7 protein-coding genes are annotated in these 15470 nt (G+C 35.1%); all 7 read left to right on the top strand.

All coding sequences use genetic code 11. The features are described from left to right. The first annotated feature begins 99 nt into the window (after positions 1-99). The 7 genes from AC2DZ0_RS08405 to AC2DZ0_RS08375 all read left to right on the top strand — a co-directional run bounded on the left by AC2DZ0_RS08405 (position 100) and on the right by AC2DZ0_RS08375 (position 15462). Complete coding sequence (locus AC2DZ0_RS08405; RefSeq protein WP_484641233.1) at positions 100-4074, top strand: DUF1592 domain-containing protein; 3975 nt, start codon at positions 100-102, stop codon at positions 4072-4074. A gap of 16 nt (positions 4075-4090) precedes the next feature. Continuing rightward, positions 4091-5440: a DUF1552 domain-containing protein gene (locus AC2DZ0_RS08400; protein WP_484641231.1), complete on the top strand. Its 1350-nt coding sequence runs from the start codon at positions 4091-4093 to the stop codon at positions 5438-5440. Between the two features lie 15 nt (positions 5441-5455). Further along, complete coding sequence (locus tag AC2DZ0_RS08395) at positions 5456-6442, top strand: cytochrome-c peroxidase (protein ID WP_484641230.1); 987 nt, start codon at positions 5456-5458, stop codon at positions 6440-6442. Between the two features lie 18 nt (positions 6443-6460). After that, entirely contained in the window at positions 6461-8353 is a 1893-nt protein-coding gene (locus AC2DZ0_RS08390) for a PQQ-binding-like beta-propeller repeat protein (RefSeq protein WP_484641229.1), read from the top strand. Between the two features lie 161 nt (positions 8354-8514). Continuing rightward, positions 8515-11214: a hypothetical protein gene (locus tag AC2DZ0_RS08385; protein ID WP_484641228.1), complete on the top strand. Its 2700-nt coding sequence runs from the start codon at positions 8515-8517 to the stop codon at positions 11212-11214. Between the two features lie 166 nt (positions 11215-11380). Beyond that, a complete protein-coding gene (locus AC2DZ0_RS08380) occupies positions 11381-12334 on the top strand; it encodes a ThuA domain-containing protein (protein ID WP_484641227.1) in 954 nt (317 codons plus the stop codon). A 194-nt stretch (positions 12335-12528) separates the two neighbouring features. Further along, positions 12529-15462, top strand: a complete 2934-nt coding sequence (locus tag AC2DZ0_RS08375; protein WP_484641226.1) for a hypothetical protein — start codon at positions 12529-12531, stop codon at positions 15460-15462. Positions 15463-15470: the final 8 nt, after the last annotated feature.

Below are 15470 nucleotides of genomic sequence, written 5' to 3'. Positions count from 1 at the left end.
ATTCCCCTGCAGAAAATTATATCTCTAGCTAACTTTGGAATTCACAAATATGATATTTGTCAATTTTAGAAATTGACTTTTCAATAGAATTACCAAAATATGAGATACACTGTTTTTACAGCACTTTTTGTTACAACTGTTTTAGCAAGTCTTTTCTTTATTCCTGTGGTCAGTGAAGAGAATTCATTGATCCCATTTTTTGGAAGTTTACATCCCTTGATTTTACACCTGCCTATTGGAGCGTTGATCGCATTGTTTTTTTTAGAAATACTTCATTTTTTTCAACCTAAATTGAATATAAATAATGCCAGTCAACCTCTGTTGTGGTTTTCTGTGATTAGTTCTTTGTTTGCTGTTATTGCTGGAGTATTTTTAGCAAGTTCCGGAGGGTATAATACTTCTTTACTTGAATATCATAAAACATTGGGATTTGCTACAGTATTTGTAAGTACTTGGTTGTTGGTAATTCGTTTATGGACAGTAAAAAAAGCACCCTCAAAAACATGGTTGTATCAAACATTATTATTCATTAATGTTGTTTTATTATCCTTTGCTGGGCATTACGGAGGGTCTTTAACTCACGGATCTACTTATTTAACCAAGGGGATGCCAAAGGAACTGAAGCAATTTTTGGGTGTGGAAGATGCTAGGTATAAAAAAATTGAAAAACTTTCAAGTATAGATACTTCAAGGGTGGTTTCAGAAAACACCATCTACTTTAAAGAAAAAGTAGTACCGATCTTAGAGAAAAACTGTTACAAATGTCATAATGAATCTAAACAAAAAGGAGATTTTAGGTTAGATAATTTAGATTGGGATATTATTCATGGGGCAGATGGTAATCATTGGGATGATGTGCTTTTTGAAGTCTCTGAAGAAAATATGCCTCCGGAGGAAAAAGAGCCTTTGACAAAAGAAGAGAAACAAGTTTTATTGGGATGGATTCAAGAATCTTTGTCGGAAAAAAATAAATTGAATCCTGCAGCACAGGTTGATGAAAAGAAGGAATCAGAACCAAAATTAATCGCTGCACATTCCGGACATACTAAAAAAGCGTCCACAGCGAAAACGACTAAAAAACTATCTAAAGAAGAGACCTATTATAGAAAAACTATTGTTCCTCTATTAAATCAATATTGCTATGGTTGTCATGGTCCAAAACGCCAAAAGGGAAACATGCGTTTGGATGCCTTGAATTGGGACATGATTCGTGGCCGGGATGGAGAAAAGTGGCATGCAGCATTGGATGAAATAAATTCTGGAGAAATGCCTCCTAAAAAGAAAGCACAACCTTCTCAAGCAGAAAGACGTTTGATAGTGAATTGGATGACAAATTCATTAGCTAAGGCAACAGCAGCAAAAAAAGGAAAGTCTAAAAATGTAATGCGCAGATTAACAAAGGCACAGTATACCAATACATTGAATGAATTGTTAGAGCTTCCGATTGATTTTGGAAAGGTATTGCCGGATGATGGTAAATCAAAAATGGGCTTTTCAAACAACGCTGAGGTATTACAGATTTCTCCATTGCATGTAGATTATTATCAGAAAATTGCACGACAAGCATTAGATAAGGCAATTGTTTACGGTAACAAACCTAAACCCAAAAGATACAAGGTTACTATTGGTAAGGGTATTGGAAAAAACTTGCCTGCTGCGATGTATGGGGGGTTTCAATCGTTCCCTATAAGTAGCAATGATTTTAAGGTAGATCTGTTAGATGCTAAGGGAGAGATTAAAGTTGGTTTGACAAAAGAAGAACAAGTTGAATTAGATGCTGTAAAATCTAATATTGGTTTGGATATGCGTGGTTCTCAGAGTGATCGATTTGATGTGTTGAAAGAAGGAATGTTATTGTATTCGGCAATTCCTCATAGAGATGTTCCACCTAGGTCTTGGCAAGGTCCTTCTCCAAATTTAAAGTTATTAATTAAAAAAGATTTTCCTCAATATGGAAGACTTGTATTTAGAGTAGAGGCCTCAAAAGGGAGGCAGTTGGCACAAACAGAAGGACTGATAAGTTTACGAAGCAATGAGGTGATGCCTGAGACTAAAAATACGATGGTTTTAAACGCATCGGATTTTACAAATTTAAAAAGAGTCGCATTGAAAGATGGAATGTTGGTTTCTCCAAAATTACCTGCCTTTGCACAGGCAGAAAGTGAAATTAAGATCAAGAAAGAAGGATTCTATCAATTAGATTTAGAGCATCCGTATATGGCTGAAGAGAATATGCCTTCTTTTATGATTACGCTGGGTAGGTTTCCAAAAATTCAAGAAAGGTTGCATTTAGCTCCAAACAAAGAGTCGTCTGGAAAAATAGTAACACCAGTAACTTTAGCCTATTTGAAGCAAGGAACTTATAAGGTTAAAGTAGGAGGTAAATTTTTTGTGGGGATGCATAGGATTTTAATTAATCCATTAGCAAAGGACAATCCATTACCACAAGAATTAAGAGCTGAAGCAGAAAAAAATGAAAAGAAATATGAAGGGATTGATCCTAGTATTCGGGTTTTTGCGGGTTCAAGAACAGATGATGGATTGGATTATGCCAATTTTGATACCACTCGAAAGGTTACTTCTCCCATGAATAAATTTGAGAAATTTGAATTTTATGGGCAATTAGAAAACTTGCCGAAACCAGTATTCGATTTAAATGAAACCAATGAAAATTCGAACATATTCATAGTAGGGTTGTGGAATAATTATTTGGTTAAAAACAAAGGAGAAACGGGGCCACCTGTTTTAATTAAATCGATTGAAATAGAGGCACCCTATTTCCCTGTTTGGCCGCCAACAAGTCACACAAAAATATTTTTCGACTCTCCAAATAAAGAGATCAAAGAGATTTACACGGTTGAGGTTTTAGAGCGTTTTATGCAAAATGCTTATCGACGAAAGGTATCTCCAAGTGAAGTAAAGCGCTATGTAGATTTTTGGAATGAGATCAAAGATGATTATGATCGTTATGAAGATAGTGTAAAGGAGGTGATGGTTGCTATTCTGTGTTCTCCTAATTTTTTATACATTTTAGAAGAGGAAAAAAATAAAGATGTCAAAACTTCCAATGATTTTTTTATGGCATCAAAAATGTCTTATTTTTTATGGAACTCTCCACCAGATCAAAGTTTGATTTCCTTGGCAGAGAAAGGAAAATTACAAGAGAACTTATCAAATGAAATTGATAGAATGATTGAGGATCCTAAAATATGGAGGATGATACGCTCCTTTACCTATGAGTGGTTGCGAGTGGACAGGTTAAAAAGTATGGATATCAATAAAAGAATGTATGCTGATTATACTCGTTTTGTGAAAGAAGATATGGCTGAAGAAACCTATCATTTTATGCATTATGTTTTAGAAAAAGACAAAAGTATTTTAAATTTTATTGATTCGGATTTTGCTATGTTAAATCAAAATTTGGCAGAGTTTTATGGAGTAAAAAATGTAGTTGGTGATAATTTTAGACCCGTGGCCGTTAAACCAGAAGAACATCGAGGAGGCTTGCTGTCTCAAGGCGCCTTTTTAACGGGGCATTCTGATGGAGTTGGGGCACATCCTATAAAAAGAGCTGTTTGGTTAAAAGAAAAAATTCTTGGTGATCCACCCCCACCTCCACCTCCAAACGTACCTGAATTAGATCCGGACACGCCTGGTTTTGATAAACTGACTTTAAAAGAAAAGTTAGAGTTGCATAGAAATAAGGCTTCCTGCATAGATTGTCATTTAAAAATAGATCCTTATGGGGTTGCTTTTGAAAATTTCGATGCAGTAGGAAGATATCAATTACAGGCTAAAGGAAAGCCAATTGATGCGACTTCTATTTTACCTGATGGTACAGAGATAGAAGGAATAGATGGAATTAAGTCTTATATTCTAGATTTCAAAAAGGAGCAGTTTACAAAGGCATTGGTAGAGCATTTATTTGCCTATGCAATTGGAAGAAATGTTGGTTTTTCTGATGAAAAGGAGATTGCCGCTATTGTAACTAAGGTGAAAAATGAAGATTATAAATTCCAATCGGTAATTGAAGAAATTATCAAAAGTGAATCGTTCTCTCAAGAGTTAAATTGAATTATAAACTGATATTATGGCTAAAAAATCATGGCATTTAGACCGACGTACTTTTATCAAAGGGGTTGGAGCCGCATGTATGTTACCTTATTTAGAAAGTATGGGAATGGGAAAATTATCAAAATTTACCAGTCCGGATATACCTAAAAGAATGTGCTTTATGTACATTCCAAATGGTGTGGGTATCTATGATAAAAAAGATCCACTTTATAAGGATTGGAATTGGTTTCCAGTCAAAGAAGGAAAGGATTATCAGTTAACAAAAACCTTATCACCGTTAGAACCTTTTAAAAATAAAATGTCGGTACTTGGAGGCTTAAGTCATCCCAAAAGTAGAGCTGTACTTGGCCATATGGCAGGTGATACTTGGCTTACCGGTGGAGATTTAAGGGGAAGTGATTATAAAAACAGTATATCGGTAGATCAAGTTGCTGCACATCATTTAAGTAAATATACTAGGTATCCATCATTGACTTTATCTACAGATGGAGGGGTTGGATATAAATCTAGAGCTTCTACTTTATCATTTGATGGCATTGGAAAAGCCATTCCTTCTGAACATCGTCAAAGAGAAATCTTTGAAAGGTATTTTGCACCAAATGGAGGAGCAACTACAGCTGACAGACGAAAAAGTATTCAGCAAGGAAAAAAAATTGTAGATCTAGTGTTAGAGGATAGTAAAAATTTACAAAAAAAACTAGGAGCAAATGATAAGCAAAAATTGGATGAATATCTTACTTCTTTAAATAGAGTAGAAGAGCAGGTGGTCAGAAATGAGAAGTGGCTCGATATTCCGTTGAAAAAATTTGATGCTGCACATTTAAATTTAGATGTGGATGCAACCATTGACCCAGAGGCTTATTTAAGAGCTACTATTGATTTGATGGTGATTGGTTTCCAGACAGATATGACACGAGTGATGACAAATATGATGGCGCGTGAAGATGGAATGGGCTTTGGAGATAATTTTCCTAAACTCGCACTAGGATTGTCTGGACATCATGGAATGACACATGATAAATCGGAAGGGCACTTATTTCGTCAATCAAAATATGATCAATGGTTAGCTGAGCAAATGGCTTATTTTTTAGAGAGAATGGAAAATACTCATGATGAACACGGTTCTCTGTTGGATAATACGATGATCCTGTATGGTAGTTCTTGTAGCTCTACTCATAATGCTAATAATTGCCCTTTGGTGTTGGCGGGTGGTAGTAAGTTAGGAATCGACCATGGTGCTTACACGGTATTTGATCCAAAAGAAGTTCCAATGTCTAATTTATTTGTAAGTATGCTGAATAAATTAGATATTCCAACGGAAAAATTTTCTGATAGCACGGGTGCCTTACCATCTATATTTGTTTAAATTAAATGAGAGAGGTTGCGGCTTAAATTTTTAACGTTTTTGTTTTTATGTGTTGGTCTATCGGTGGTGTCTCAAGCCTCAAAAAATAGATCAGCCGCTGCATTACGTACTATTATAAAACCTCATTTTGTTCCTTTTCAAACCAAAGAGGAGACAGATTTAGTTCAAAGAAAACAAATTCTTGGAAAGAAATTATTTTATGAAAATAACCTATCTCAATCTAAAGGATATAGTTGTAACAGTTGTCATGATTTAAAAAACTATGCTAGCAATGGAAGCTATTTTTTGTCACAAATTCATGAAGGTACTTTTTTTAGAGACGTTCCGTCGCTTTATAATATTAACGAGATGTTATTATTCAACTCCGAAGGGGCATTTGATAATTTAGAAGAAAAAATATTACATAGCCTTAAGAGTTCTTATGAAATGGGCTGGGGGGATGATGAGAATTTAGAAAAACGATTAGATGAACTTCAGAAATATCAGAAAGAATTTTCCGAATTGTATCCAAGAGCAAAAGAAAAAAGTGCGATCGTTGTGGATGCTTTGAATCAATTTTTAAACGGATTGGTTACTCCTGCTCCTATAGATGCATTTGTTTTAGGAGATACAACGGCTTTAACTTTGGAACAAATTGAAGGCGGACATCTATTTAATGATAAAAGTTGTTATTCCTGTCATACCGGATCAAGTTTTGGAGGGCAAATGATTCAGAAATTAGGAATTACAGAAGCATGGCCAAATCAAACGGATTTAGGGTATTATCACGTGAAACATCAATCTGATTATAAAATGTTTTTTAGAGTTTCTTCATTAAGAAATGTTTCTGAAACAAGTCCTTATTTTCATGATAGATCCTCGAAAAAACTATGGAAAGCTATTCAATTGATGGGTAGGCATGAGCGTGGACTTCAGATTTCTGTGGAAGAAGCTATTAAAATTCAAGAATTTTTAAAATCATTAAAAGGAGAAATTCCAGTAAAATACATAAAGGAGTATTAAAAAAACAATAACTTAAAAATGAAATTTCAAAAAACTATTTTATTCTGTGTGCTGACTGTTTTAGCAGTTTCATGTCAAACATCAAAAACGGAACAAACAATTACAGGTAAAAATAATACTTGGCCTATGTCGGGTGGGCCCAATGGGAATTACAAAGTGATATCTCAAAATAAAGTTCCTGTGCAGTGGTCTGTCCGAAATAATGAGAATGTAAAATGGAAAAAAACATTGCCTGCTGGTGGACAAAGTGGAATTGCTGTTTGGAATGATAAGTTGTTTTTTACAACAAATATTCCCACTGATAATTTGCCGTACAATCAGATACAAACTCAATATAAGGCGACTCAAAAAAAGTATGAATTGTTGTTGAGTCAGACAAAAAATCAATTATTAAAAAGTGATGCTCGGTTTAAAAAAATAGCCACCTCATATACCCAATCAGAGAAAAAGTGGGAAAGCTTATTAGCATCCCATAAAGGGTATCAAAAAGCGACAGGAAACAGAAAAAATAAAATTAAAGGAGAGTTATTGAAAAAAAATGAGATAGGTAAACAGTTTCATCTACATAAAACAAACTATCAAAATTATATTCATAACAAGTCAAAGGAGTTAAAAATAGCTCATGAAAAATATACACAGCTTACCAAAGATGTAAAAGGAAGTCAAAAGGGTAAAGACGTTTTACTTTATTGTTTGGATGCGACTACTGGAAAGGAATTATGGACAAAAACATTAAAAGGTGTCATTGAAACTGAATATAACAATGGATTTAGTGATGCAACAAGTCCGTGTCCTATGACGGATGGTAATTTTGTATGGGCAATCAATGCCTGTGGTGCAATGGCTTGTTATACCATGAATGGGGATGTAGTTTGGGAAAGAACTTGGCACCCTACCGAAGGCAGACCCTTTAATAAACAATTTGATTCTATATTGTTTGGCGATTGGATTTTGAGTTCTGAACCGCCAATGGAGGGGGATGGAACTAGAAATCCATTGTGGAATTACCTACATGCTTTTGACAAAAATACTGGCGAGTTGGTTTGGACAACTCAAGAGGCTTTAACACATTATAATACACCGGTTATTGGGAAAACAGAAGAAGGAATTGTGGCAGTTATGATGGGACGTGGAGGGCCACATGGAGTTCCAGAAAGACCCGTTGGTTTGAGTTTGATTAGTCTAGAGAAAGACAACGCCGGCTATGAAATTTGGAATTGGGAACCAAAAGAGGATAATAGTATATCTGGTTGGGGAGCCTTAAGTACGCAGCATTGGAATAACGAACGTGTTTCTTGGTTTTATAAAGGAGATTATCATGTAACCATTGATTCTAAAAATGGGGAATTAATTGGTAAGAAACAGTTGAAAGAAGGAAAAGTCTATACATTTGATGCGCTTACAGATTCTTATACCTTGGAAAAAAACGCAAAATTACCTCATAGTGAAAATGAAAGACATTGTAATATGCAAGTAGGTGACTTTATTTATTATATGGTGAGATATCAGCCCTATATTGCCAGGCATAATACGGTTACAGGAGAAAATGTGTTTCTTGAAGTTCCAAGAGAAATTGACGATAACGGAAATTTTATTTGGCATACGGCTCAGGCAAATGACGGCCTGAATTCCAAAGGTCAAAGGCATAGTTCAGATGCCAGAGTGAGAGGTCATGGTTTTCAGAAATGTTTTTTGGGTCCTCCTACAATGATAGATGATTATATATACTTTACAAATGCATTAGGAATGGTGTATGTTGTCGATACTACTAGCGAAAGTTTTGATGGTTCAGCATTAAAAGCCGTCAATGATTTAGGTGAACAAGGAAAAACTTGGACGGTAAACATGATGAGTTATGCTAATGGATCTATTTACCATAGAACTTTGAAAGAAATCATTTGCATTGAGTAAACCATAACTGGTTTGACCATTTGTGATAGTTTTTTTCTAGATCCATCTAAAAATTTTATAAAAACTACAATACATATACCCAAGAATACATTTTGTACTTTGTTTTCAATTTAATTTGAAGAGCTGATGAGAGTGAGCACGAATCTTTTTAAATTTAAATAATGGGAAAAAGTAAAAACATTAATTCAAAAATCATTTGGTGTATTGTTGCCATATGTGGTTTAAGTCAAATTGCAACCGCAAATAAAGGAAAATCACCTAAAAGTTTTTCTACGGAAATAACGAATATTAGAAATATTGTATCTGCCAAAGTAGATGGAAAATCATGTGTTTATATATCTTCTTTAAGTGATGCTGTAGGCTGTTATTCTCTTGAAGGGAAAAAGATTTGGGAAAAAACTTTGGATACTTCAGGAGTATTATTTGAAATTTTAGCTGAAGATATTACCAAAGACGGGAGTGATGAATTGTTGGTTGCTAGTGGAAATGGTTCCATCTATTGTTTTAATGGGAAGGGTGATTTGTTATGGGAATTTACGCCAAACCACAAAGTGCGATTTTCGGAAATAGCAGTTGTCAAAAATAACGGGGGAATTCAAATCTTTGCAGGAGGAAATGACTATAAGATATATGAGATAGATGCAAATGGGAAATTCATCGGAACTACTAAAATTTCTGGGACCATCCGTAAAATAGAATCCGGAAATTTTATTGATAAAAACAAAGAATCTCTTTTTGTGATGACCTATTCACATGATAAATTTCGCTGGGAGTTTATGGGGGTTTTAGATGCCGATACAAAAAAGGTTCTAAAGGAATTAAACTATAAAAAAGCAGCGGTAAAGGAATTATCAAAAATGATGGTTACCGAAATTACAATTGCGGATTTAAACAAAGATGGTTTGTCGGATATCACTTTTTTTGGAGATGTGTCTTGGATTCCAGTGGTAGTTGGTTTGAATGGTTCGTTTCAGGAAATTTTGAGTTTCAAAGGTACGCGTAAAGAAATTCAACGTTATGCTAATGCCAAGGGTACGGTGCTTCTGCCTGTAAAGGATGAAATAATGTTTCAATTTGGAGGTTTCCTTTATAAATTAGATTTGAAAGGTAAATTGATTCAGAAAACAGGTACGAGATATGCAATATCTGGAGAGTTGGTGTTTAATGATTTTACAGTAGATGTAAAATCCAAACAATTGATTGGAGCTGGAGAGGTAGATGGAGGAAATACAGTATGCTTTTATGATTTAAAGAAGAATAATTGGAATGTTGCAACCAAACCTAAGTCTATTGGAACCATGGATGAGGTGGCTAGAAACATGGAAACCTTGTATGAGCAATTGTTAGATTTTAAAATGCCAGTTTATCAAAAGTCCTCTGAGAAGGAGTGGGTGATGATAACCGGAAAAAAAGTAGATGCTAAGGTTGCGAAACTTAAAGGAAATAACATAAAATTTGTTATTCAAAGATCGCCTAAAGAAAGTACAGATAGGTCGCACTTAGTGGCTGTCATGGGAGATATTGCTCTAAAAAAAGACAAGAGAGGGAAATATCAAGATTCAAGAACTGCGATTGTAAATCAAGCAAAGGCATATGAGGCAGAAGGACAGTTGTTCACTTTTTGGGCAGGCCACGGAAATGACCCTTTTTATATTCAAATAGAAACTTTGGAAGAGATTTTAAAAGTTGCACCCAATACTTGTCGTGGTTTTGTTTATGCAGAAATGGATAATGTTGATGATCCTAGGGTACAACATTTTGTAAGAGCGTATGTTCCTAGATTAGCAAAAGCGATTAGAGTTAATAACAAGGCAAAACTATATTTTAGGTATAAAAACACATTTTGGTCTTTGACAAATAAATTGCCATTATGGCAAGAGTTGTTTTTTTCTAACAAATACAATGATATATTGGTGCCTGCCTCAGAAGATACAAGTTCAAGAACACAAGATATCAACTTAGCTGGTCGTGTGGGAATGTTATCTGCGGGGTATGTTGATGATTTTGCGATGAGGTTGATAGATGACAATCCAACAAGTTGGAGACCTTTAACGCCAGGTGGACAGCGTTCTGTTTCTCCGTATTTACGTCAAGGAGTTATGATGGCTGCTTACGGTGCAAGTCATGGAGTAGTTGCAGATAATAAGTTTATTGAAGAGCCTGGCTTGAATGTATTGTTTGGACTGATGAAGTCTGGTGTGTTACCTATTGTGGAAAAAGAAGATATTATGTCTATTGGATCTTGGCATTTAATTGACAATGTAGATGCGCATTTAGTGCATTCTATTGATAACCATCACTCGTTAAAGCAATACAAAGCGACTGATGATAAGGCTGTGTTTTCGGTAGCTCAAATGCATTGGGCAGGAACAAATATCCCTGAAAATGATTATTCTCAGATTGCGCTAGGGGTGCACTATAGATGGTTGAATTATATTCCTGAATTACCGAATGGAATGGTGCCTGTAGCTCCAATAGAGTTTGAAAAACAATTGAAAGAAAAGGGGATCCCTTACACGATCAGTGATGGAGTTAAAGGAAAGTTGAACGATAAATTTATTTCTGCAGAAGACTTTGCTCCGTATTTTAAAAACACGGTTGCAGAAGGAGCATCTCAACTGCCTATTTTGGTAAAAGGTGCTGCTTGGAGTGCAATTAGGATAGATAAAAATCATGTCAGGTTAATTCTTATGGATCCCGGTTATATAGAGCCAAGCAAAAGAAATGCAGTTATTTCCTTTACAGGGGTATTACCAGTTTCTGCAAAGGATATTCTTTCAAATGATAAAATTAAAATCAAAAATAATTTAGAACTAAGCGTTCCTGCTGGTTCCTTAAGATTTATTGATTTTAGTTATTAGTTAGGTTAAGGTTAGTTTAAAACGTCCTAAATACTTTAGGACGTTTTTTTATGTGCTACATTTTTTTATTGATGTTCAAATTTCCACTATGAAAAATTTTGAAACTGTTACTCATAGAAATAGCTTAATTTCACGTTTTTAGAATCTGAAAGAAAAAATGAATATAATGAAGAAAAGTATCATAGCCATTGTTTATTGTTTATTTGCTTTGCAATTACAGGCGCAAATAAAAGTATTGATTGTAGATGGGCAGAATAATCATGGTGTTTGGCCTATGTCAACGATTATGATGAAGCAATATTTAGAAGAGACAGGTTTGTTTAAGGTAGATATTGAGAGAAGCAATTTTATGTGGAAATCAGAAGGAAAAAAAGAATTTTTACCGCTTGCTGGAGTGGGTGAACGTAGCACATCTAAATCTCCGAAGACAGATCCTGAATTTTCTCCAAAATTTAAAAAATATGATGTAGTAGTTTCTAATTTTGGGTGGAAAGCTGCTTCTTGGCCAGAAAAAACGCAAAAAGCTTTTGAGAAATATATGAAAAAAGGAGGTGGATTTGTCTCTGTGCATGCTGCGGATAACTCTTTTCCAAAATGGTCTGCATATAACCAAATGATTGGTTTAGGTGGTTGGGGTAACAGAACAGAAAAAGATGGACCATATGTATATTATACAAATGAGGGAGAACTGGTAAGAGATACTAGTCCTGGAGGTTCAGGTGCGCATGGGCCAAAAAATGAATTTCCTGTGACGGTGAGAGCAGAGCATCCAATTACAAATGGAATGCCTAAAGTTTGGTTGACAACAAAAGATGAATGTTATGCAAAATTAAGGGGGCCAGCAGAAAATATGACCATACTAGCTACTGGTAAAGATGCCTCAGGAAAAGCTCCAACGGATCGACATGAGCCTGTGTTAATGGTGCTTGATTATGGGAAAGGAAAAATTTTTCATACCACTTTAGGGCATGATGCTTTGTCATTTGAAAGTGTAGGTTTTCAGGTTTCGTTTTTAAGAGGAGTAGAATGGGCTGCAACCGGTAAGGTAACCCAAGAGATTCCGGGAGATTTTCCAAGTGCTACAAAATCTTCAAGGAGGCCTTTTGAATTGAAAAAATAAAAATTCTTAGTTATTGTAAATTATCCGGTAGGGCTTGTAAGGTCTTTACCGGATTTTTTGTGTCTTAGAGTTTATAAGATTTACTGTTAAACACATAATAAGAACCAACGGATACATGGTTTTGACTTAGTTTTTTTTTATTTGTTATTGCAAGTTGCATCGTATTGTAACCAACCTAAATGACAAATAATAAAATGAAAAAAGTATTAACCCTTGGGGTTTCCATCATCGCTTTTAGTTTCTTCACAACGCAAGCTCAATATAAAAAATCAGTTTCTAATACAGAGGCTACTTATGATTTTGAAGAGAATGGGAAAGGTTGGAGCACGGATCATTCTGAAAATTTCTCTCCTACAGATGAAAAGTCTGTTTCAGGTTCCTACAGTATGAAATTCAGTAATTATTCAGCATATAAAAATACTGCTTATTACAGTATCAATACTGGGCATACTATTATGAAAGTAAGAGTTGCGGTTAACAATGGACAAAAGTATTTGATTGCTAGTTCTTATGACGGTATTGTAATGGGTGTTTCTTATGGTGGTAATATTTTGTGGAAAAATAACCTATCAGGATACATGATCCATGATATTTGGTGCGATGATATTGACGGAGATGGTAAAGATGAAGTATTGATAGCAAATGCTGATGGTAATGCTTATTGTTTAGATGGAACTTCAGGAGATACCAAATGGGAGTATAAAAGAAATGATACTCCAATGTATTCTATCTGTACAGTCACAAGTAATGGATCAAAATATATAGTATGCGGAGGGATGGATCTCAGTATTTCTTACTTGTCGAATTCCGGGATAATGTTGAAAAACATTCACTCTTCAACCTATAGTAATGAAAAGCCCTGGGGAGGAGTAGATTCAAAATATAATTATTTACACTATGCAAATTTTTTACGACCTGTTAAAACCAGTGATGGAAATGAAGTTTTAGCGGTTCATGGGAGTAACAATCATATGCAAGGTAAAGGAAGTATTTATTTATTTAATGCATTTGAAGATTTGCCATATAAATCGATCAAATTATCTGCAAATACGGTTTTAGGAGATTTAAAGGTTAGTGATATAGATAATGATGGAACTGAAGAAATTGTGATGGGAACTTCTGCGCATTATAAAAGTGCTGAGATTGTTCGTGTTGATATTGATGCTACCGCGGATGATTTAGTAAGATACACACATTCTGGAATGGGGTTTGGATATTTTGTTACACAAACAGAGATGATTCAAGAGGATGCTGTCGATAAATATGTTTCAATTTCAGGGAATCATATGTTTTTACTAGATACTTCTTTAGATGGTTCAGGAAGAGAAGAGTTGGAATGCTTTTATTCTTTCAATGATATGTGGAAAGATGATAACAAACTTGTGTTGGCAAGTGCACAAAGTGGAGGAAGCTGTATCCATATTCTGAATACGGATGTTTCAGGTTGGAAAACGGCTTATGAGACGATTTCGCCTGAAGGAAAAATCCAAGAAATAATAGATAATACCGCTGCAGCTAGGGCTAATTTAGCAGGGTACATTAGACCTGATTTTGAAAGAGAACCAGTTCCTGTTTATATGATGACAGAAAGTACAGATTCAGGGTTGGCAAAACAAGTTGCTGATGAGATCAAGGCCAATTATAATAGTCCAATCTTTTTAGGCGGTGAACATACGAATAAGGCTGAAGATTGGGATCGTTCTGAAATGGAAAACGAAAAGTATAAAGAAAAAAGAGATGGTAGAAGGCAATATACATACACGCAACAAGAGTGCTTGGATTTGATAACACCTTGGTATGAAGGAGAAGATGGAATTGCTTATTGGGGAGGTCATGGAAATGATCCGTATATGTTTCATTTAGAAACTACCAAAAAAGTAATAGACCATGCAGAAGGAAAAAAAACGGTATTAATATATCCTGAATTAGAAGATGATTCGGATGATTTTGCTTGGGTAATGGAAGATTTGTTTTATCCTTTAGCAGATTATTCGAAGGCTAAAAACACCAATATTTTTGTTAGAACAAAACATAACTTTTGGCAAGGAAATATTTATTTGCCGATGTGGGAGAAGACGTTGAATGGGGATTATGCTGAAATTTTTGTCCCTTCTATGGAAGAAACTACAGACAAGGCAATGGATATTAGTATTGCAGGACGTTCAGGAGTTTGGGCTAGCGGTGCTGTTGATAGTTGGGGATCACGTTCTGTTCCAGATAATCCAAGTTTTGACAGATCACGTCAACATTCACATCAGCGATTGCCAAATCATTTTTTGCGTCATATGATGTATCATATGGCAAGTGGAGCTCAATATATCAACAACTTTGCAGTATATCCTGATTACATGAGCTTTCTTTGGGAGTTAGTAGCGAAAGGTGCACTTTATGTTCCAAAAGCCAATGAGATTGTTAGTTATTCTCCAGTGCATTTGAGCATGCAAAATCCTGATGCACATTATATGGAAGAGGGAAGTAGTTTAAAGTGGTCTGTTTTTTATGACGAAGAATTTGAAGAAAGTAATCCTTTTGTTTTTAGTAGGCAAAACTCTACTTGGATGGCAGCAAAGGTGAATCCATGGGATTTTTCTAGTTATGCTGGACATGTAAAGGATAGAAGACAGAACTATTTGCCGAATTACCCAAACGGATTGGTACTGATTACACCACCTCAAGAAGGAGTATATTCAAACCAAACTGCTACTAGAGGGAAATTAAAAGATAATTTACATCCAATTTATAAAGATATTCTAACGGAATACATCACAGATGGTAGGCATTATTACTCTTCTGATGGTACACAAACGTATGCCGCGGATACTTATTATACTACCGTAGAATCTGAAATAGAATCTAAGTCAAATTTAATACCGATTACGGTAGAAGGGGATGTTGCATGGGTAGTTGCACAAACTTCTCCAACGCATTTAAGGTTGACAATTATTGACGGAGGTTATTTGAATCCAGATGACCGAATCGCAAAAGTTACTTTTAATACCATCAATCCAATAAAAGTAACAGATATACTTGACGGAAAATCTTTTGACGCGAATTCAACAACAATTGAGGTTGATATTCCATGTGGAACTTTTCGTTTTATTGATGTGGAGCTTTCAAGTGCTCTATGATGTTGAAG

The organism is Flavicella sp. IMCC45668 (assembly GCF_057219105.1).
This window is presented reverse-complemented; position numbering and strand designations above follow the sequence as displayed.